The 20,121-nt window shown below is 46.6% G+C and carries 18 protein-coding genes; 6 read left to right on the forward strand and 12 right to left on the reverse strand.

What is annotated here, in order from left to right:
* Positions 1-11: 11 nt before the first annotated feature.
* On the reverse strand, positions 12-527 hold the full coding sequence (gene def / locus MP3633_RS00165; protein ID WP_112135391.1) for a peptide deformylase: 516 nt from the start codon (positions 525-527) through the stop codon (positions 12-14).
* Positions 528-788: 261 nt separating this feature from the next.
* Here def and dprA point away from each other — a divergent pair, with 261 nt between their 5' ends.
* Complete coding sequence (gene dprA / locus MP3633_RS00170) at positions 789-2,048, forward strand: DNA-processing protein DprA (protein WP_176333973.1); 1,260 nt, start codon at positions 789-791, stop codon at positions 2,046-2,048.
* A 71-nt stretch (positions 2,049-2,119) separates the two neighbouring features.
* Here dprA and MP3633_RS00175 read toward each other — a convergent pair whose 3' ends face one another.
* On the reverse strand, positions 2,120-2,539 hold the full coding sequence (locus tag MP3633_RS00175) for an RNA-binding S4 domain-containing protein (protein WP_176333974.1): 420 nt from the start codon (positions 2,537-2,539) through the stop codon (positions 2,120-2,122).
* Between the two features lie 44 nt (positions 2,540-2,583).
* Between MP3633_RS00175 and cysQ the strand changes: the two genes are divergently transcribed.
* Entirely contained in the window at positions 2,584-3,423 is an 840-nt protein-coding gene (gene cysQ / locus MP3633_RS00180; RefSeq protein ID WP_176333975.1) for a 3'(2'),5'-bisphosphate nucleotidase CysQ, read from the forward strand.
* A gap of 88 nt (positions 3,424-3,511) precedes the next feature.
* Here the strand turns inward: cysQ and MP3633_RS00185 are convergent, their stop codons facing one another.
* Positions 3,512-4,105, reverse strand: coding sequence for a TetR/AcrR family transcriptional regulator (locus MP3633_RS00185; protein ID WP_176333976.1), 594 nt, complete (start codon positions 4,103-4,105; stop codon positions 3,512-3,514).
* A gap of 163 nt (positions 4,106-4,268) precedes the next feature.
* On the opposite strand from MP3633_RS00185, the gene fabF reads away from it, so the two are divergent.
* Positions 4,269-5,537, forward strand: a complete 1,269-nt coding sequence (gene fabF / locus MP3633_RS00190; RefSeq protein WP_176333977.1) for a beta-ketoacyl-ACP synthase II — start codon at positions 4,269-4,271, stop codon at positions 5,535-5,537.
* Between the two features lie 89 nt (positions 5,538-5,626).
* On the opposite strand, the gene MP3633_RS00195 is transcribed toward fabF, so the two are convergent.
* The 4 genes from MP3633_RS00195 to MP3633_RS00210 all read right to left on the reverse strand — a co-directional run bounded on the left by MP3633_RS00195 (position 5,627) and on the right by MP3633_RS00210 (position 10,902).
* The gene (locus MP3633_RS00195) at positions 5,627-6,949 is read right to left on the reverse strand and encodes a TRAP transporter large permease (RefSeq protein WP_217909029.1); all 1,323 of its coding nucleotides are present in this window, start codon (positions 6,947-6,949) and stop codon (positions 5,627-5,629) included.
* Positions 6,942-7,499 (reverse strand): TRAP transporter small permease subunit, encoded by a 558-nt coding sequence (locus tag MP3633_RS00200; protein ID WP_176333978.1) that lies wholly within the window; start codon positions 7,497-7,499, stop codon positions 6,942-6,944. The genes MP3633_RS00195 and MP3633_RS00200 overlap by 8 nt, the downstream gene beginning before the upstream one ends.
* Before the next feature lie 87 nt (positions 7,500-7,586).
* The gene (locus MP3633_RS00205; RefSeq protein WP_176333979.1) at positions 7,587-8,612 is read right to left on the reverse strand and encodes a TRAP transporter substrate-binding protein; all 1,026 of its coding nucleotides are present in this window, start codon (positions 8,610-8,612) and stop codon (positions 7,587-7,589) included.
* 400 nt (positions 8,613-9,012) lie between these two features.
* Positions 9,013-10,902, reverse strand: coding sequence for a methyl-accepting chemotaxis protein (locus MP3633_RS00210; protein ID WP_176333980.1), 1,890 nt, complete (start codon positions 10,900-10,902; stop codon positions 9,013-9,015).
* Between the two features lie 414 nt (positions 10,903-11,316).
* On the opposite strand from MP3633_RS00210, the gene MP3633_RS00215 reads away from it, so the two are divergent.
* From MP3633_RS00215 to MP3633_RS00225, 3 genes are all read left to right on the forward strand, one after another.
* Complete coding sequence (locus MP3633_RS00215) at positions 11,317-12,255, forward strand: LysR family transcriptional regulator (protein ID WP_176333981.1); 939 nt, start codon at positions 11,317-11,319, stop codon at positions 12,253-12,255.
* Positions 12,256-12,363: 108 nt separating this feature from the next.
* Complete coding sequence (locus MP3633_RS00220) at positions 12,364-13,035, forward strand: GntR family transcriptional regulator (RefSeq protein ID WP_176333982.1); 672 nt, start codon at positions 12,364-12,366, stop codon at positions 13,033-13,035.
* 207 nt (positions 13,036-13,242) lie between these two features.
* The gene (locus MP3633_RS00225) at positions 13,243-14,757 is read left to right on the forward strand and encodes an aldehyde dehydrogenase (NADP(+)) (protein WP_176333983.1); all 1,515 of its coding nucleotides are present in this window, start codon (positions 13,243-13,245) and stop codon (positions 14,755-14,757) included.
* Positions 14,758-14,819: 62 nt separating this feature from the next.
* Here the strand turns inward: MP3633_RS00225 and MP3633_RS00230 are convergent, their stop codons facing one another.
* Genes MP3633_RS00230 through MP3633_RS00250 form a run of 5 tightly spaced genes read right to left on the reverse strand, consistent with a single transcriptional unit; the run spans position 14,820 to position 20,108 of the window.
* Entirely contained in the window at positions 14,820-15,839 is a 1,020-nt protein-coding gene (locus MP3633_RS00230) for an Ldh family oxidoreductase (RefSeq protein WP_176333984.1), read from the reverse strand.
* A 37-nt stretch (positions 15,840-15,876) separates the two neighbouring features.
* Positions 15,877-16,902, reverse strand: a complete 1,026-nt coding sequence (locus MP3633_RS00235; RefSeq protein WP_176333985.1) for a trans-3-hydroxy-L-proline dehydratase — start codon at positions 16,900-16,902, stop codon at positions 15,877-15,879.
* Positions 16,903-16,932: 30 nt separating this feature from the next.
* Entirely contained in the window at positions 16,933-18,186 is a 1,254-nt protein-coding gene (locus tag MP3633_RS00240) for an NAD(P)/FAD-dependent oxidoreductase (protein ID WP_176333986.1), read from the reverse strand.
* Positions 18,187-18,204: 18 nt separating this feature from the next.
* A complete protein-coding gene (locus MP3633_RS00245) occupies positions 18,205-19,158 on the reverse strand; it encodes a 4-hydroxyproline epimerase (protein ID WP_176333987.1) in 954 nt (317 codons plus the stop codon).
* The gene (locus tag MP3633_RS00250; protein WP_176333988.1) at positions 19,146-20,108 is read right to left on the reverse strand and encodes a dihydrodipicolinate synthase family protein; all 963 of its coding nucleotides are present in this window, start codon (positions 20,106-20,108) and stop codon (positions 19,146-19,148) included. Before MP3633_RS00250 ends, MP3633_RS00245 begins: the two co-directional genes overlap by 13 nt.
* Between the last annotated feature and the right edge of the window lie 13 nt (positions 20,109-20,121).

Raw genomic sequence — 20,121 nt, forward strand, 5'->3', positions numbered from 1 at the left:
AGCCGGATTGCTTAACCTTCTTTTAGGGCTAACTTATGGGCTTTTTCAAGTTTGCTTTTGATGCGATTACGCTTCAACGGCGATAAATAATCCACCATCAACTTGCCATCAAGATGGTCCACTTCATGCTGTACACAAACGGCCATCAACTCATCCACTTCCATTTCAAAGGGGTTGCCATGGCGATCAAGCGCCTTGACTCTGACTTTGGCTGCACGGTAAAGATGTTCATAGAACCCGGGGACAGACAAACAGCCTTCTTGAAATTCGTTAGGCTCATCGTCCAATACGTCAAATTCTGGGTTTATAAAAACGATCGGCGCGTTGCGTTCTTCGGAGAAGTCCATCACGACAAGGCGGTGATGGTAATCCACTTGCGTTGCGGCTAAGCCCAAACCACTCTCGTCATACATGGTATCTAACATGTCGTCGATTTTAGTTTGCAGCGCGTCAGTGAACTGGGTAATTGGCTTCGCAATTTTGCGTAAGCGTTTATCTGGGTATTCAAGTACGGTTAATACAGTCATGATCTTTTCCACGATGTGTCTTTGTTCATGAGTGGAGACGCTCTCTCCAACTCTTTTCATTCTGTCTATTGTAACGCAACTCTGTCTATTGAGCAGTCTTCTCGTGGCGGTTTTTTGGTCAATATGATTGAATGGCCTCCATAGTCACAGTCTATTTAGGCTTGGATTGATATTTTAAGTAAAGCGTTGGGCAAGGAAAGCCCAGATTTTAATGAGGCGATTACCGTCTCGTCATCCGGATAAGCAAGGAAGCGTTTTGTTATGGATACACCTTATGCTGCAGGTCTAACTCAAACCGATTGGTTATGCCTTAGTTTTTTATCGGGTATTGGCCCTGCTCGACTATCTCGCCTTTATACCTATCTAACGCAACTCCACTCAGATACATCACAGGATCAAACGAAAACAGCATCGCTTTTTGAAACAGATAGCAATTCCCCCGACATCATTTCGTACGATATATTGCGAGCGCTAAAATGGCCTGAGGTAACAGCGCGTCAGGCAATGGATTACCTATCCACGGGCACATTAACGGAGGAGCAAGTCATCAAGCGCGATCAATCATTGTCGTGGTTAATGGAGCCCCATCATTTCTTAGTGCTGCAAGAAGATCTATTTTACCCCAGTGAATTGAAAGAGATTAGCGTGGCGCCTGCTTTTTTGTATGTTGAAGGTCATCGAAATGCTTTGGCTTTGCCTAAAATCGGCATTGTTGGGGCGCGAAAATGCACTCGCCATGGACGGGATATAACCTTTCAGCTGGCCGAACAATTGGCGTCTCATGGCATTTGTGTGGTCAGCGGTGGTGCCATTGGCATTGACACCGCTGCACATCAAGGCGCTTTGCAGGGTAAAGCAACTCCAACCATAGGCGTTATGGGGACCGGTTTATTGCACCGTTATCCAACTCAAAATACCGCATTGTTTGAACAGATTGTAGAACAAGGTGGTGCTTTGATTAGTGAATACCCACTAACGACAAGTCCGCGCCCTCACCTCTTCCCGCCACGAAATCGAATCATCAGTGGTTTGAGTATGGGCGTGCTGGTCGCTGAGGCATCAATTAAAAGCGGATCATTGATCAGTGCCAGTTATGCCGTGCAGCAAAATCGAGATGTGTTTGCTTTGCCTGGCCGTTTGTCAGATAAACAGTCGGAGGGTTGCCATCAGCTTCTTCGACAAGGTGCAACCTTGGTTCGTAATGTCGACGATATTCTTGAGGAGTGCTCTGCAACGTCGTTGATATTTGAAAATACTGCCGTGGCACAAAATAAAGCGGCAGAGCGAACTGTCGGTCACGGAAGAACGTCGCTTCACGGATCATTTCATCAAATACCTGAGTCAGCATCTGAAGGCGCAAAGACGTTAGCGATAGCATTGGAAAAAGAAGCAACGGCAATGGATTTTGATGCCTTAATACGTTTTACACAAATGAGCGCTGGCATGATGATGCAGGCGTTAATGGAACTGGAACTGTCTGGGTGTATTGAGAATCGTGAAGGGCTTTATGGGCGTTGCTGATTTTATTGTCTAAAACCCCATGTGGTTAATAAAAAGAGACGCTAAGCAGGCGCCTCTTTTTTATTTTTAGGCTAGTCAGAACCACTAAATATATCGTGCTTTAGCTGCTTAATATCACGACGCTCTTTTTTATTTGGCTTATGGTCCGTCATGATTCGACCACCGAAGGATTTGTTTTCGAGCGCGCGCTTTTCTCGTTTCTTAATTGACTCGGCGGTTTCTTCATACAAGAGTTGTGCTTCTGGCGCGCCACGACGCTGTCCGCTAATGGCTATGATTTTTAGTACCTTTTCATCCCAGCCAGCTCGTATACCAATCAAGGCTCCGACTTCGACATTGCGACTGGCTTTCCCTTTGCTGCCGTTATAGGACACCTTGCCACCATCAATGGCTTCTTTGCAAAGTGAGCGAGTTTTATAAAAACGTGCGGCCCAAAGCCACTTATCTAAACGAACGGCTTGTGGTGCCGACTGCTTTTCTGGTTTACTCATAAAGAATGCGTTGACCCTATTCTGTTGTCATATTTGAGGCTGTTATGCAGGACATTAGTAAACACCCAATTTTCCAAGCTCTTCAAAAAATAATACACGATGCCGCCGATGTGATCATGGACATTTATCAACGTGCCGATTTGGGTATTGAGCAAAAACTGGATGATAGTCCAGTGACGGCTGCCGACCTAGCTGCACACAAAGTGATTCTAGCAGGTTTGCAGGCGCTTACACCGGATATTCCAGTCTTGTCCGAAGAAGGCGTCGTTTCGTTCGAGGAGCGCTCTGGATGGCCCATGTTATGGATTGTCGACCCATTGGATGGCACCAAAGAATTTATTAAGCGAAATGGTGAGTTCAGCATCAACATAGCTTTGGTCGAAAATGGCGTTCCTATTTTAGGTGTTGTTTACCTACCAACCACGAGCGAAGGGTATGTCGGTGTTACCGAATCGTGGAAAGGCTTACCGGTTGGTGCGTTCAAATGGCAAGGCAATGAATTTGAAAGCATTAAACTTCGCGATCCGCGTGATCCGATTATCGTGATGACAAGCCGTAGCCATGGCCCTGCTCTACCCGCCGATCTAAAAGCAACGTTAAAGTTGGCTTATGAGCAAGTTAGAGAGTTACCCAAGGGCAGTTCAATAAAAGGCTGTCGAATAGCAGAAGGTATTGCAGATTTACACTTACGTCGTGGTCCGACCAGTGAGTGGGATACCGCCGCACAACAAGCGATTATCGAAGCGGCTGGCGGCATGCTTGTTACGCCAACGGGACAACCGTTTCGCTACAATCAACGTAAAACATTACTTAACGGACACTTCTTTGTCTCTGGGCCTGAACTCGCCCCAAGCGTTATTGACTGGTATAAAAAACAAGACTAAGGCGATTGGCTTAGTCTTGTTACCCTTCTCTTTTCCTTTCAGTACTCACTCATCTTTTGTGTCACGTGAAACAATTTAACCTATGCACTTAACTTTCCCTAGTATTTAAACCACTGTTTAGACGCTTAACAATGCGTTCTTGAGCGCGTTTTAAGAAATCATTTTGCAGTGGCTGAGTGAAGGATCTGGCGATGGCGACAGTTCCCACTAAAGACACCACGGTTTCTTCCGCTAACGCATTGGCGTCTTGGCTACCGCGTTTTTTCAAAATTCCCGCAAGGCGTTCGACTAAACTGTCGAAGCAAGCTTGATAGGCTTGGCGAACCTTTTCTTCTGTGTGTGCGGCGTCCGTCACTAAAAATTCCAATGGAGACGGGTGTTCTTTATCGCTTTTACTCCAGCTCAAATAACGCGAGACGAGCGCTTTTAAATGCGTTTCTTTGTTCTCGGTTTGCTTGTCATCGCGAGCCCAAAAAGCATGTGACGTAGCGAATTGCATCGCGGCTTCGTACAAACTGCTTTTCGCTGAAAAATGCGCGTAGAACGCCCCGTGAGTCATGTTGGCTTTTTTCATGATCTGTGTGAGCGTGACGCGATCAAAACCGTGCGAGCAGAACAACTTAGCCGCGGCTTGTAAGATACGCTGGCGAGTCTGTTCTTTGTGCTTTGGTGTGTAAGGCATGTTTAGTCTCCTAAACGTAATCTTTGTCTGTCGATTAATAATCTTCGAGCGACCCCTTTCTTTAATGACATTGTACAAGGGGATTTTAATATTATCTTGATCATATATAGACTCACTCTAGCATGGGGACTTTCTTTCTGCAGAAACTTAAGAGGGTTTTCTCATGTCGCTTAAAGACCGAATTGTTATTACAGGAATGGGTTTGGTGTCGCCACTAGGTTTGGGCGTAGCATCGGTTTGGGATCGATTGATACGAGGTGAGTCCGGTATTCGATTATTACCAACCACACTGTCCGATGGTTTGAACACACACATTGCTGGACAAGTGCCAAGTCACACGGAGCAGGACAATGGTTTGAATGAATCGGACTATCTGTCACCAAAAGATCGTAAGCGTGTAGATCTGTTTACATTATTCGCTTTGGCGGCGGCCGAAGAAGCCCTAACCCAAGCGAACTGGCAACCAACAACAGAAGAAGATCAGCAAGCAACGGCGACCATTATCGCAACAGGTATCGGTGGATTACCAACCATCACCCATGCGCAATCGGTATTAACCAATCAAGGCGCGCGTCGATTATCGCCTTTCACTGTGCCAGCGTTTCTTGCCAACCTCGCGGCAGGGAATGTATCGATCAAATATGGTTTTAAAGGACCGATTGGTACACCGGTGACAGCGTGTGCTGCGGGCGTACAAGCGATTGGTGATGCGATGCGTCTGTTGCGTACGGGTGAGGCGAAAGTTGCCTTGGCTGGCGGTACAGAAGCTTGTATCGATCCATTGTCTCTGGCAGGATTTGGTGCGTTGAAAGCGCTTTCTACTCGTAACGATGATCCTACAAAAGCGTCTCGTCCGTTTGATAAAGACCGTGAAGGGTTTGTGATGGGCGAAGGTGCGGGTTTAGTCGTACTGGAAACCCTCGAACATGCGTTAGCGAGAGGCGCGAAGCCCTTGGTGGAAATCGTTGGTTACGGTACCAGTGCGGACGCTTATCATCTAACTTCTGGTCCAGAAAACGGCGAAGGCGCGGCGCGCGCGATGCAAACGGCGCTGACCATGGCGGGAATTACCGCCGATAAAATTGGCTACGTGAATGCGCATGCAACGTCGACACCCGTGGGCGATCGCGGTGAGATCAATGCATTGCGTCGAGTCTTTGGTGAAAACGTCACTGCCGTGGCGATCTCGTCGACGAAATCGGCCACCGGTCATTTGCTCGGCGCCGCGGGTGGTGTGGAAGCTATTTTTAGTGCTCAGGCGCTGAGATCCGGTGTTTTACCGCCGACATTGAACCTAGAGCAACCAGAAGACAGTATGGCGGACTTGGATCTTATCCCATTGGTTTCACGTGAAAAAAACGTCGAGTACGTGTTGTGTAATGGCTTTGGTTTTGGTGGCGTAAACGCGGCGCTGATACTCAAACGTTACTAGGCTTTAGAGAAATTCTAGATAGAAACACAAAGCAAAGAACGAAAAAAGGCGACTCACTGAGTCGCCTTTTTTATGACCGTAATGTTTATTTAGCCATCCATTAGTTTGTTCGGCAACCAGGTCACCAGCTCTGGGAACATCATGACGATGATCAGAACCAGCAGTTTTAACAGAACAAAAGGCAGGATGGATTTGTAAATATCCAACATGGTAATGCCCGGCGGTGCGATGCCTTTTAGATAAAACAAGGCAAAACCATATGGCGGCGTTTGCACGGCAATCTCGATGTTCAAGATCATCAAAATACCAAACCAAATCGGATCGTAACCCAACGAAACGGCAATCGGTGTGAAGATGGGTGCACACATTAGAACGATGATGAATTCATCAATAATGAAACCAAGCAACAACATGATCAGTTGGAAAAGCATGATCACCATGATCGGCGGTAAGCCTAAATCTTGAGTAAAACTGGCCACCATGTTTTGAACGCCCATTAACAAATGGAAGTTACTAAACACAGACGCTCCAACGATGATCCACATTGCCACGCTGACAAGTAATGCCGCCTGCATGCCTGCTTTTTGAACCATACGAGGTTTGAAGCGCTTAAACAGAATCGCAAGAACGATGGCTCCAACAACACCGATCGCACCCGATTCGGTTGGCGTCGCAATGCCCATGATGATGCTGCCCAAAACGGCAACAATCAAAAGCAAAGACAATAAGCCATCGCGAGCCGTCATGATTTTTTCTTTAACCGTCGGCTGCACTTCCGGTATTTTGTCCATGGGCGCGCGGCTTGGGTTCAATTTACATGAAATCACCACGTAGGCGATCAGTAGAATGATGGTGATAAGCGCAGGAATCAAGGCACCAATAAACATACGGCCAACGGAGTTTTGTGTCGATGACGCAAACATGATCATGGGAATGCTTGGCGGAATCAAAATTCCCAAACCGCCACCGGCCATGATGACACCCAATGCAAGACGTTTATCGTAACCGCGCTCCAACATAGGACGCAGGGCAATACTGCCCGATGTCATGATGCCAGCACCGATAATGCCAACCATCGCACCAATCATAGAACACACCACGATCACGCTGATCGCTAAAGAACCACGTACTCGACCAATCAACATTTGGCTTGCACTGAACATCGCATCACCAATGCCTGAGCGTGTTAATAGTTGCCCCATGTAAATGTACAAAGGAATAGCTAATAAGATAAAACTAAAATGCGTGTCTTCTAACGTCGTTGGAATCACATTAAAGAGAGCATCTCCCCATGTGACGTATCCAACCGCCATAGCAATACCGCCCAATGCCAAACCGACGGGCGCACCTAAGGCAAAGGTAACTAAAATACAAAGCAGTAAAACGCCCGTTAGAACTTCAATGCTAATCATTTGGCGTTTCCTCTGTGTTTCGTAAAGAATCTGGTAATAAGTTTTTTCCGGTGATCAAGTGATAGCACTCTTCTATCCAGTCGCTCGAAAGTTGCAACGCCAACAAAATACTCGCGACGGCCATCATGACCCAATAATGATGCATCTGCGGCGCCCACTCGCTTTGGCGGCGATAATTGAACTCGATGGCTTCTTCGAATTTACCAATGCTCATTTTGAAAATGATGAGGACAAAGAATATGGCGAGTGTAAAAGACAGCATGTTGAAGAGGTTGCGTACTCGAGGAGACACTTTGTTGTAAAGAATATCGACGTTAATATGAGCGCGTTGCTGTTGAGCGTAAGCTCCACCTAATGCAGCGATGTAGCCAAACAAAAACAAAGAAAGGTCATAGGCCCAAATGGTAGGCTTATTTAAGAAATAGCGAGAAAAAACCTCAAAAGCGACGACAAAAGCTAAAACCGGCATGAGAAAAGAAACAGATTTACCAATAAAGCTCACCAAGGCATGGATTGCTAAACAGTAACGCCTGATAACGGTTTCTATCATTTTTTTTACCTTTTAAGGTGGGTGGAAAAAGAAAAGGAGATCAAGTGCGAACATGATCCCCTTTTCTTATCGCTCTACAGACCGATATTAGTTTGCTTCTTTACGAAGAATATCGATCAGCTCTTTGCTGTATTTGTCAGCGGCAGAGTATTCATCCCAAAGACCTGCGCCTGCTTTGGCCCACGCTGCTTTGTCAGCATCACTAGGAGCCGCACTCCACTGAAGGCCTTTTGTTTCCATTTCAGCAACGGCTTGAGATTCCCACAATTTAGACTTTGTCATTTGCTCACGAGCATGAACGGTCGTCGCGGCAGAAACGATCGCTTGAAGATCAGGCGTTAGTTTTTTCCATGCGCTGCGATTTACAATAATAGGTAACACTTGAGCGCCTGCTAGAGGAAGTGGGTACATGTATTTCGCGACTTCAACATGGTTACCATCGCGGTGATCAATCATGTTAGAACCAATAGAACCGTCGATTACGCCAGTAGAAAGACTGGTGTAAATTTCAGACCATGCAAGGGACACGGGTGATGCACCAAGATTGCGTAGGAATTTTCCGTACGCGCCTGGCGCACGGATTTTCAAACCTTTGAAATCTTCAATCGAATTGATAGAGTCTTTCGTAATAACGTAAACAGATGGCTGAATGTACGGGTCAAGCCATACTAGACCTTGTTCGCCATAGGCTTTTTTCAGAATCGGCGCCCAGCCTTTTTCTTGGAAAAGCGTGGTTAGTTCAGCGGCATCGCTGGTGCCACCTGGTAGACCAATTTCAACCAAGCCTGCAGGAAGTTCACCAGCGTGCATAGATTGGAAAGGTGCGCCCATGGTAATTAGGCCTGTTTTTACGGCACCCAAAATGCCAGAAGTACCCACACCTTCACCAGAATACAATACTTGCACTTTGATTCGGCCATTGGACATAGTCTCGATGTTTTTTGCCAATCCTTCGTACACTGCGCCATACGCTGTGCCACGACCGTATAGGTTAGCGAAGCGCCAGTTATAGTCAGCAGCATGCGCAGTAGAAGCGACAGCGCCTAGACCTAGCGTGACAGCCAAAGAACTCGCAACCAATCGTTTTTTTACTTTTAGTATCGCTTTAATCATTGAGTTACCCCGAGAGAAAAAGTGCATGAAAATATCACATCCTGTGATGGTGTGAAGTCGTGTATTCGATACTTTCAAAAAGCCAACGTGCATTAAAGCGCGTAAAACCTATCTAAAGTTTTGTCAGCACCAAACAATCAAAAAGGGCAAAAACCTTATAAATCAGTGAACTAACGCATAGACGACGCACAAAAACGATACGTCATGTTCTATTTTGGTGCAATCCATAGATTAGGTGATCACATCAATAAGGTGAATAATATTGATCTATCGTGTTGAAAACGTGCATTATTTTTGCTTTTTTCAATGCAGGAATAAGCGGTTTGAAGGAGGGGGATTATTCGCACCAAATTAGGGCTCTCTAAAGAATCAGACAAGCCCTAAATTGGGAGTGGATCCGTTATGCCACGTCGAAACGTTGTATTTGGTTCGCTAATTCTTGGGTTTGGTGATGCACATTTTTATTGGCCATTTGGATAGATTGTGTTGCGATGTGGTTATCTTTTATATCGTGAGCAATGATGTCCATGTCCTGTGCCATTTGAGTGGTAGTCAGCGCTACCTCTTTAATCGCTTGGGTAATTTCCAACGTGTTGTTCATCGCTTCTTGTGTGTTTTTTTCGATTTCATGAATGGTAATCACGGCGTTTTCGCCCTGCTCTTTACTGCGACTGACTTTTTCAAGGCTGAGTGTCATGGCGTCGATCACCGCTAAGGTTTCTTTCTGAATATTTTCGACTTTGGAGGTGATTTCTCCCGATGCTTTGACGGTTTGCTCTGAGAGCGTTTTGACTTCGTCTGCGACCACGGCGAAACCGCGCCCTGCTTCGCCAGCACGAGCCGCTTCTATCGCGGCATTAAGTGCTAATAAGCTGGTTTGCTCTGCAACACCAACGATCAGTTCAATCACCACGTCGATTTCTTTTGACAGTGTGCCAAGGCGCGCGACGCGTTCATTCGTATCTTGGATCGTGTCGGCCACGTCACTGATGCTGTTCATCGCGTTCTGCATGGCATTAACACCGCTTGTCGCCGAGTCATAAGCGACTTTTGTGCCCGTTTGAACCGATTGTGTCATCGCTTGTACCGTGTCTGCTGTGGCGGAAATTTCTTCGGTTGAAGCGGCCAATGTGTTGCTGCGATCACGAATACGCTCGCTACCGCTGACAATGGTTTGAATGCCGCTGTCCAATTCGTCTGCGGTGAGAATGAGTTTTTCGTTGCTGTTGAGCAAATGACGAATCAGCTGACGCAGCTCATCGGACATTTGATTCGACGCAATAAACAGTTGCTGGAACTCATCTGGTTTGGTGATAAGTATATTCTGTTGACGAGAACGGAGCTTGCCTTGTGCGACTTCTTTTAAGACGTCCAACACGGCTTTAAGATTGCGATTTAAGGAATGAATCACAGTCGATAAAATTAGCCCAGTAACTAAAGCAAGCAACACCCCCGCCATCATCAAAGAGCGACGAGCTTGGCTGGCGGTATCTAAGGAACGAGTTTGCGCTTGTGCCAGTAAGGTGTTTTGTAGGTAGTCGGCGCTTTTGTCCATGGATTGAGTGTATTGGCCGCTCAAAATTTCAAGCGTGCTTTCTTGCGATTTGACCGCGACCGAAAGACGAATAACAGGGGATAAAGCGTCTTCATACGTTTGCACCATGGGATTAAATACATCGCCAAAGCCGATGTTATTGATGGTGTCTTTTAGTACGTTAACGGACGTCATCAATGCCTCTTGATGGGCTGCATCGCTGTAAACAAGAAAATCTTTTTCTCGGTTTCTAACGTCTTTAAAGCTGGCGGCAAAGCTCGCCAATGTGCTCAGCTTTTCGGCGAGTTCCGTAGCGGCCTGATTCAATGAACCGAGTGCGGCGGATTGATCGTTGAGCCCAAGCGCTTGTCGAGTCTGTAAATTGTCCTCAATAGCGGCAATATAATTGGGTAATATGGTTTTGTTTTGATTCAGCAACGACGCGCCTTGAGAGTCGATCAAAGCGGCTCGAATTGGAAATCCTTTCGCAATGGTGTATTTAATATCATCAAGTTCTTGGTTTAGTGGTGCCACACCATCTGGTGTTAATGTGGCCATTTTTCGCTCGAATTTTAAGAGAGACACTTCGAGGTTTTTGACTTGAGTGGTTAATCGACTCAGATCACTGGCATCATCTGATGCGTTCGACATCAATGACAAGTTATAGACGGAATAGGCGCCAAAACCGGCGTACCCAACACACACGAGCATCACAATCGCGATGAGTTTCTGACGAACGGATAAAGCAAATGGCATGTAACGCTCCTCTGGCCGCCTTGAAGAAGACAAGCAATCAAAATGAAAAAAGCCTGTTTATCCAATAAGATAAACAGGCCTAAAAACGTACTGGAAGAACGAGATGAAGCGCGTCACGATTGCGCTTCATCTCTAAGGTTTGATCGAGCGGTTACCCATCTTCCTTGAACGCAGAGAAACCCGACCATAACAAGTGCTCTGCTGTAACCGCGCCTCTACCTTAAAGAAGCACAAAGCGTGATGAAAGTAGGATAAACCGACGTAAAGTTAGAGAATCAGCGAACTTATTGTCTTCAACATTGAATATGATGACGTAAAGGCGATGAATCAGTGCGGATGACAAATTTGTTTGTTCAAAGCCGGCTCGAAACCCTAAAATGCCGCTTAAGCTGAGAACGACTATTGGGAGAGACGATGAATGTAAAAAACTATTCACTGGGTCAAGTGGGTGATTACGAGATCAAGCAGTTGAAAGTGTTTAAAACCGTGGTGGATTGCGGTGGATTTTCAGCGGCAGAAACGTCACTCAACATTGGTCGATCGACAATTAGTCTGCATATTTCAAATTTAGAAGCACGTCTTAATCTTGTTTTGTGTAAGCGTGGTCGAGGTGGTTTTTCTCTTACCGAGGAAGGCGTTATTATTTACAAAATGACCGAGAACTTACTTGAATCACTAGACACATTTCGAACGACTGTGAATAACTTAAACGCCAGCTTAACGGGCAAACTTCGCCTTGCCCTCTCTGATAAAATCAGCCTTGATCCTCGTAGCCACTTTCCTGAACTCATTCAGCGTTTTTCTAATGAGGCACCGGAAGTTCTCATTACGACTAATGTCTCTTCGATGTCCAATATCGAACGCATGATACTGAACGATGAAGCAGATATCGGCTTTATACCGTATCACCGTAAACTGGATGGCCTTAATTACGTTCATTTATACAGCGATGATTGTTATCTCTATTGCGGAAAAGATCACCCATTGGCAAGCATTTCATCTAAAGACCAAGAAGCTCAAGCAGATCAATACCCTGCCACCCATGCTGGTTTGAAACCACACGAAGCCGTTAGTGAACAAATTTCACACATGAACCTCACCGCAATTTCCTATTTTTATGACAGCCGATTAGCGTTGATTTTATCGGGTAAATTTATTGGTTTTCTGCCAGAGCATTATGCTCACTCCTATGTAGAGAAAGGCGATATTGTTGTGGTGGCACCGAATGATCGTTCTTATACGCTTGGCGTCGCCGTTATTTGTAAAAAAACGACGCAGCCCAATAAGCCTCGTGAGTTGTTTCTCAAAGTATTGCACCAAACCGTAGAAGAATTAATTGTGGCTCCGTATTAGTCGTAAAATCGAGTATAATTATTTTTTAGTTTGTATAGAAAGACACTTTTGGTTTCATTATGAAGTCATTACTTGTCCTTAATTCATGTATCAAGTGAGGGTAGAAAATTGGCTCAAAAGAGGGCTGTCGTACGCCAAAGTTTACCTGATGTTATCGCTACTGATTTGCGTAATCGAATTTTGTCTGGTGACCTAGCAGAAGGTGATCTTATTCGACAAGAATTATTGGCTGAAGAATATGATGTGTCACGAATGCCGGTTCGAGAGGCATTGAAACGGCTTGATTCGGAAGGGCTTGTTGTTTTTATCAACAACCGAGGGGCTACCGTTACAAAGCACTCCTTGGCTGAGATCGCTGAATTTTTTGATGTAAGGATTCTCTTAGAAGTTGATCTGCTTAAAAAGTCCATACCGTTAATGGAAGAACACCACTTTGATCAGTGCAGCGACTTACTTGATGAAATGGAAGCGTCATATGCCGCTGGAAACGTGGCTGACTGGGGGCCATTAAATGCGCAATATCACGCAATGTTGTATGAAGCAGCCAATCAGAAATTGACGATGCAACTCCTTGAACGCGTGAGTATGCAGGCAAATCGATACGTCAGTATGCATATCGATCAACTCAGAAAAGCAGATAACGCTGAACATGACCATCGATCTTTATTAAATCTAGCTCGCTTACGTGATGTTGATGGCGCTGCGAATCTATTAAGAGCCCACCTTGAAAACACCAAACAACAAATACTAGAGTTGATTGCGGTAACACGCTCTAAGTAATCTACTTCGTGTTAACTGAATACTGTTGCTAAGGAAAGACAACGCTATTCAGTCCCTCTTCCATTGTTTACTTTACTCGTGTGTTTTAAAAGTTTTACGGCTTCTTTTATGATGCGTATACGCTTATTACTTGTACAATTTGTATTTTTGGATACAATATCCATATATCGATTTACTTCAAACGAATACTAATGGAGCAAGAACAACATGACTTTCATGCCACATGGTAAACATTTAATCGCTGGACAATGGGTCGCCTCAGATCAAACGTTCCTATCTTCTCCTGCTACTGGCGAAGCGCATGCCTTTGCAAAAGGCTCTGTCACCAATGTCAGCGACGCCGTTGAGGCCGCAGAATTGGCTTTTCTCGAGTATGGCTATTCTTCACGTGAAACACGTGCGAGTTTTTTAAACGCCATTGCTGATGAAATAGACGCCCGTGGTAGTGACATTACCGCCATTGGTTGTGCAGAAACGGGGTTGCCTGAAGCCCGATTAATCGGTGAACGCGGACGCACATGTGGTCAGTTACGCTTGTTTGCACAGCATATTCTTCAAGGAGACTATTTAGATAAGCGCCACGATGCGGCTTTGCCAGAACGTCAGCCTCTTCCTCGCGCCGATTTAAAACTTATACAGCGCCCTATTGGCCCTGTTGCCGTATTTGGTGCGTCAAACTTCCCATTGGCCTTTTCCACCGCCGGTGGCGATACCGCTGCGGCTTTGGCTGCCGGTTGTCCCGTTGTTGTAAAAGGACACAGTGCACACCCTGGAACCGGTGAAATTGTGGCCGAAGCCATTCACGCGGCCATCACAAAATGTGGCATGCCGGCCGGCGTGTTTAGTTTAATACAAGGCGGCAATCGTGAAGTCGGTTCTGCGTTGGTACAGCATCCATTGATCAAAGCGGTCGGTTTTACGGGTTCTTTAGCGGGAGGCCGTGCTTTATTCGATTTGTGTGCAGCACGTCCTGAGCCGATTCCCTTCTTTGGTGAATTAGGCTCCGTTAATCCCATGTTCTTATTCCCCAATGCCATAGCAAACCGCGGAGACGAGTTGGGCAAAGGCTGGGCCGCTTCTTTGACGATGGGAGCCGGACAGTTTTGTACCAATCCTGGGATTACCGTGTTACTCGCTGGCCCTGAAGCGGACGAGTTTGTATCTACTGTGAGTAATAATCTATCATCAGTACCTGCTCAAGTTATGCTAACAGATGGGATTGCGGAAGCGTATCGCGCTGGCCAAAAACGCATTGCGGCGGCGACAGGCGTACGTGAAGTACTGGCAACGTCTTGTGAGTTGCGTGATGCAACACCGTATCTTTACGCTACAACAGCGGCGGAATGGCTGAAAAACAATCAACTAGCCGAGGAAGTATTTGGCCCATTAGGGGTGGTTGTTTTAGCCTCTTCGATTGAGGAAATGTTGCAAGTTGCCAAAAGCTTAGAAGGCCAACTCTCGTGTACTATCCATTTGGATGAGTCTGATATTGGTGCCGCAAAAAGCTTCCTTCCTGTACTGGAGCGTAAAGCGGGTCGTATCTTGGCGAACGCCTTCCCTACCGGCGTGGAAGTGTGTGACAGCATGGTGCATGGTGGGCCGTATCCAGCGTCTACCAATTTTGGCGCGACGTCAGTAGGAACAATGTCGATTCGCCGATTCTTGCGTCCAGTGTGTTATCAAGATATTCCAGCGGGATTATTACCAGAAGACCTTATCTAATATTCGTATTTATTAGACAAAAAAAAGCCGCGCCAAGAGCGCGGTTTTTTTTGCCTGAACCATTAGAATTTACGCAATGTGAGAAGTTCTTCATATAGTGTTCGAGGAATCTCTATCGCATCACGTTTCATGTTGTGCTCGCGAGCCACATAGCGTCGCTGAGATGGCAAACGTGCGCCTTGATCAATAATGTCTGCAAACAATCGCTCTGCTCGCTCATCATTGGCAACGGCTTTGCCACCGCTCAATAAATTCGGATCGATCGCGATCAGTATTTCACCATGATAAGGCGCTTCGGGTTTACCTTCGGCAAAGTCCATACTTTCTTTACTGGTAAGGTCGTCGATAAGCGGCCCTGCAAGTAATTCAATCATGATCGACAAAGCAGAGCCTTTATAACCACCAAACGTCAGCATGGCGCCATTCATCGCGGCTTCTGCGTCTGTGGTTGGTTTTCCATCTTTATCGATAGCAACGCCTTCTGGTAACGCCTTTCCCGCTCTGCGATACAGTTCAACTTCACCTCTGGCAAATTGGCTAGTGGCAAAATCAAAGGTAAAGGGGTGTTTGCCTCTGCGCGGCCAGCTGAACGCTAAAGGGTTGGTGCCTAACGTACCGCGAGTTCCGCCTGCAGGGGCGACCCATGCATGACTGGGAACCATGGCAATGGCGGCCAGTCCGGCTTCAGACAATTTTTCGACTTCAGGCCAAAGCGCAGAAAAGTGATAACAGTTATTAATTGCCAGCGCGGCAATGCCGTTTTTCTTTGCCTTTTCTATTAATTGTGGCAGTGCGGCCTGTAAGGCAAGTAAAGACATTCCCTTGTTGGCGTTGGCTCGAACCACCGAAGGGCCTGCGTCTGTGATGGTAGGTACTGCGGTGCCATCGATGCGTCCAGATTTGATACTTTCAACGCACATAAGTAGGCGATGAAGGCCGTGAGAGTGGCAATCATCTTGCTGACAGGCGTACATGATATCTGTGATGGAACGGGCGTGGTCTTCGTTAAAACCATTGTCCATGAGTATCGTTTCGCTTAGCTCACGCATTTCAGCCAAACGTAGGGTGACGTTATCGCTCATACTTTCTCCATTATGTTTTATTATTCTTACTAGGAGGCTAGGCTCCCCAAGTATCACTTAGCTTATAGCCTTCAGGCCACGGATCGTCTGGGTCTAACATATGCTGATGTGTGCCTGTAATCCACCCTCGCCCACTGATTTGTGGAATCACGGCAGGGTGACCATTAACCTGAGTGGTTTCAATAATCTTGCCATTAAATTGCGAACCGATGATGGACGTTGCCATGAGTTCTTGCCCGACTGTCATCAAGCCTTTGGCGTGCATTAGCGCCATTCTAGCGGAAACCGCCGTACCGGTTGGGGAACGGTCGACTTTGCCGGGTTGGATCGCGACCGCTGATTTACTACTAAACCCCTTGTCTGTTGTTTCGATTGGACCACAAAAAGCACAAAAAGAAATGTGTTTCCAATTCGGATTCGTTGGGTGGGTAAAGCCTAACTGCTCGTTCGCAGCATTGGTGATTTTCACGCCCAGCTGAGCAATGGCTTTGGCTTCACTTTCAACAATATCAAAACCTAACGATTGTGCGTCTACGATGACAAAACTGTCACCGCCATAAGCCGTATCAACCATAATTGTACCTAGCCCTTCGACTTCTAAAGGTACATTGATCTTATCGACAAAGCTTGGAACGTTTTGCACAAAAATGCGCTGAGCTTTGCCGTCACGACATTCCGCGCGAACATATACGAGCCCGCCGGGGGCTTCTAAAACGATGTCGGTGTAGGGTTCTTGCATCGGCAAGATCCCACTGTCTAAAAGAACAGTGGACACACAAATAGAGTTAGAACCAGACATAGGAGGCGTGTCTTCTGGCTCCATGATAATGAACGCGGCGTCAGCGTCAGGGTGCTTAGGTGGCACCAATAAATTCACATGGCGAAATACGCCGCCGCGAGGCTCGTTCAACATGAAATTACGTAAGGTTTTATCTTTTTCGATGAATGAACGTTGTTCCCACAAGGTGTTTCCGGGCGGCGGCGTCACGCCACCAACAATCACATCACCGACTTCTCCTTCGGCATGAGCGGAAATAACATGGATCGTTTTACGACTGCGCATAGGCTTGGATATCCTCTAATGTCTGATGGATTATTGGAAACGTGTTGCAGAATAAGGCCGCATTGAAATACTGATTTGCCTTTCAGCCAGAAGATCGCTGACTAACTCGGCCGTACCGGCGGATTGAGTGAGGCCTAAATGGCCGTGCCCAAAGGCGTAAATGACACGTTTAGACTGAGTAGCGTAATCAATCACCGGCAAGCTGTCTGGCATGGATGGACGAAATCCCATCCACTGCTCTCCTCCTGTGACTTTTAGTTCGGGTAAGAAATGAGCGGCTTTATTGAGCAGAACATCGGCGCGTTTATAATTCGGTTTAAGAGACAGGCCGCCGAGTTCTACGGCGCCACCGACTCGTATGCCTTGCCCTGCTTTTGTCACAACAAAGCCGTGGTTACTGAAAGTGATGTGGGTTTTAAGATCAAACGCGCCAGCTGGCAATGTCGTGTTGTACCCTCGTTCGGTGTCGAGCGGTAAATTGTCACCTATTGATTGCGCTAATGTTTTTGACCATGCGCCTGCCGCGATCACCACATAGCTTGCTTCATAATCTTCGTCATTGCTTTTTAAGAGGACGCTGTTGTCTTTTAAATCAATGGCGTTGATGGACGCAATGCGTATTTGACCACCTAATTTTTTGAACGCGTCTGCTAAGTATTGTGTCCATTGGGCGGGGTGGACGACGTTTTTCCATTCTGGGGTAAAAGCCGCATGGGTAAAACGAGGGTGAATACCGGGCTGGATTTTAGCGATGGCTTCGGGGCTTTCTAGAAACTCGAATAGGACGCCGTGCTCTTTGCGTGTTTGCCAACCTGCGAGGCTTGCTTTGAATTCGGCGGCGCCTTCATAAAGTTGTAACTGCCCTTCTCGTCGAATCAACGACTCACCATTGACGGCTGTTATTTGACGTTCTAACGCGGCTTTCGATAACGCCATCAAACTGGCTTGTGCTGTGAGAGCCGCTTGGTATTTGTCTTTCCAACTGGCTCGCCAGAACTGGAACATCCAAGGTAGAATTTTTAACGCGTAAGCTGGGCGAAGTGATAAAGGGCCAAGGGGATCAAGGAGCCATTTTGGGGCTTTGCGCATAATACCAGGCGTGGCAAGTGGTATAACGTCCGCAAAAGCGAATGCCCCTGCGTTACCTGCTGATGTTTCAGCGGCGACGCCTTTCCGATCTAGTACAAGTACCTGTCTGCCTTCCGCCTGTAATTTAAGGGCGGTACTGATGCCAATAATGCCAGCACCAATCACAATAACATCCGGTTTTATTTTGTCGCTCATAGTGACTCCTTGCTCGTTTTAGCACCCTAGTACGATGCCTTTTTTGAGAGGATCGTTTGGGTTATTGATGAGTGTTGCTTCACGAGTGATAAAGGCCTGACCGGTAATAGACGGCACAATACTTCCTTTTGGAGCAGTTGGGCTGGTGGACAGTTCGTAACTCAACGTATAACCACTACCAATGGTGCTTTCTTGATAAATTTCCTCACCAGGGGCAAGTCGATTATCGGCCGCAAGACATGACAAGCGGGCGGAACAACCGGTTCCACAAGGTGATCTATCGTAGGCATCGTCTGGGCATAGAACGAAATTACGCGTGTGTCCTTTCTCAGTAAGCGCAGGGCCATACAGCACAATATGATCGATAATGCCGTCATTTCCCCCTTTAATACCTTGAGCGTAAATGGCTTCTCGAATGGCAATCCCTGCTTCCGTTAAACCACGAATATTGCTTGGTAGCACGGGAGTGGGACTATCATCGACCATAAAGAACCAGTTACCGCCGTAAGCAATATCACCTGTTACTTTACCAATGCCTTCCACTTCTAACGTGATGGCTTTTTTGAATCGGTAACTGTCGATGTTTCTTACGGTTATCGTATTTTTATCGCTCAGTGTGACTTCAACAATGCCGACCGGTGTTTCTATTTTATGGGTGCCAATGCCAATTTTACCAATGTGAGCCAGTGTGGCTGCGACACCAATTGTGCCGTGCCCACACATACCAATGACCGCTGCCGCATCAAAATAGATAACACCAGCGACGCATTCAGGGTTTGTTGGCTCGGTTAATAAAGCGCCAACCATGGCTTCTTGCCCATAGGGTTCAAGCACCACAGAACAGTAAAAGTCTTTATATTCAGTCGCTAGACGTGCTGCCCGTTCCGATAAAGGCCCTGATCCAAGATCAGGGCCTCCTTCAAGAATCACTCGGGTAGGTTCGCCTTCGGTATGGCTATCTACGATAAGCATTCAGTAATCACTCCACCTTGTTTTACCCACTGAGCAAACCACGTTTTGAAAAGCTGGTATTGTTTTTCGCAGTATCTGCGTTGCTCTTCGTTTAGTTCATCTGTTTCATTAAAGTGCAGGCGATATTCTTCTTCACCATTTAATACCAATAGGTATTTAAAGAACAATACAAGCTCTGGGCCTTCGTCAAAACTGGCAAGAACGGACATGGCTTCTTCTAACTCTTGAGCTCGCATACGAGCTTCTGCATTTCCAGTAGCGGCCATTTTTGAAAGATGAGTAAGCAACAATACTTCTTTTGGTAATGCGGTACCGATACCGGTGATGGATCCTGTGGCGCCACAGTTTACGAATCCATGAAACACTCGAGTATCTACGCCAACCATCAACAACACTTCTTCATCGTTAGACGTAATGTTTTCAGCGGCATAGCGCATGGCTTCTTTACTGCCAAACTCTTTGAAGCCAATCAGGTTTTTGTGTTCTTTACGAAGCGCAAAGAAGACATCAGCTCGTGTTTCAAAACCGTATACAGGGCTGTTGTAGATGATGGCTGGAATAGACGGTGCCGCCGCAAGAATGGCTTTGAAATGATTAATTTGCGCAGAAATCACCGAGCCACGAGACAAAACACGTGGAATGACCATGAGGCCAGCGGCACCGACCTTCTCGGCATGGGCCGCGAGAGCGACAGCCGATTTCGTATTGATCGCACCAGTACCAACCATGACGGGAACGCCCGCTTTCACAAGGCGATCTACGCCTTCCATACGCTCTTTATCCGTCAACAACGGCCAATCACCCATGGATCCACAATACACAACAGCAGACATCCCTGCTTCTATCATCTGTTTGCCTTTTTTCACTAAGGCGTCGTAATCCGGTGTACGGTCTGCTTTGCATGGTGTCATTAAAGCCGGTATTACGCCGTAAAAAATATCTTTGTTCATCCTGTTACCTTTT

Source organism: Marinomonas primoryensis, from assembly GCF_013372285.1.
GTDB classification, from domain to species: domain Bacteria; phylum Pseudomonadota; class Gammaproteobacteria; order Pseudomonadales; family Marinomonadaceae; genus Marinomonas; species Marinomonas primoryensis.

Coding starts and splice junctions, on each gene's coding strand:
- fabF (WP_176333977.1), top strand. CDS start 4,269: ATGTCGCTTAAAGACCGAATTGTTATTACAGGAATGGGTTTGGTGTCG.
- MP3633_RS00205 (WP_176333979.1), bottom strand. CDS start 8,612: ATGATTAAAGCGATACTAAAAGTAAAAAAACGATTGGTTGCGAGTTCT.
- cysQ (WP_176333975.1), top strand. CDS start 2,584: ATGCAGGACATTAGTAAACACCCAATTTTCCAAGCTCTTCAAAAAATA.
- MP3633_RS00225 (WP_176333983.1), top strand. CDS start 13,243: ATGACTTTCATGCCACATGGTAAACATTTAATCGCTGGACAATGGGTC.
- MP3633_RS00195 (WP_217909029.1), bottom strand. CDS start 6,949: ATGATTAGCATTGAAGTTCTAACGGGCGTTTTACTGCTTTGTATTTTA.
- MP3633_RS00250 (WP_176333988.1), bottom strand. CDS start 20,108: ATGAACAAAGATATTTTTTACGGCGTAATACCGGCTTTAATGACACCA.
- MP3633_RS00215 (WP_176333981.1), top strand. CDS start 11,317: ATGAATGTAAAAAACTATTCACTGGGTCAAGTGGGTGATTACGAGATC.
- MP3633_RS00210 (WP_176333980.1), bottom strand. CDS start 10,902: ATGCCATTTGCTTTATCCGTTCGTCAGAAACTCATCGCGATTGTGATG.
- MP3633_RS00175 (WP_176333974.1), bottom strand. CDS start 2,539: ATGAGTAAACCAGAAAAGCAGTCGGCACCACAAGCCGTTCGTTTAGAT.
- dprA (WP_176333973.1), top strand. CDS start 789: ATGGATACACCTTATGCTGCAGGTCTAACTCAAACCGATTGGTTATGC.
- def (WP_112135391.1), bottom strand. CDS start 527: ATGACTGTATTAACCGTACTTGAATACCCAGATAAACGCTTACGCAAA.
- MP3633_RS00230 (WP_176333984.1), bottom strand. CDS start 15,839: ATGAGCGATAACGTCACCCTACGTTTGGCTGAAATGCGTGAGCTAAGC.
- MP3633_RS00185 (WP_176333976.1), bottom strand. CDS start 4,105: ATGCCTTACACACCAAAGCACAAAGAACAGACTCGCCAGCGTATCTTA.
- MP3633_RS00245 (WP_176333987.1), bottom strand. CDS start 19,158: ATGCTTATCGTAGATAGCCATACCGAAGGCGAACCTACCCGAGTGATT.
- MP3633_RS00240 (WP_176333986.1), bottom strand. CDS start 18,186: ATGAGCGACAAAATAAAACCGGATGTTATTGTGATTGGTGCTGGCATT.
- MP3633_RS00235 (WP_176333985.1), bottom strand. CDS start 16,902: ATGCGCAGTCGTAAAACGATCCATGTTATTTCCGCTCATGCCGAAGGA.
- MP3633_RS00200 (WP_176333978.1), bottom strand. CDS start 7,499: ATGATAGAAACCGTTATCAGGCGTTACTGTTTAGCAATCCATGCCTTG.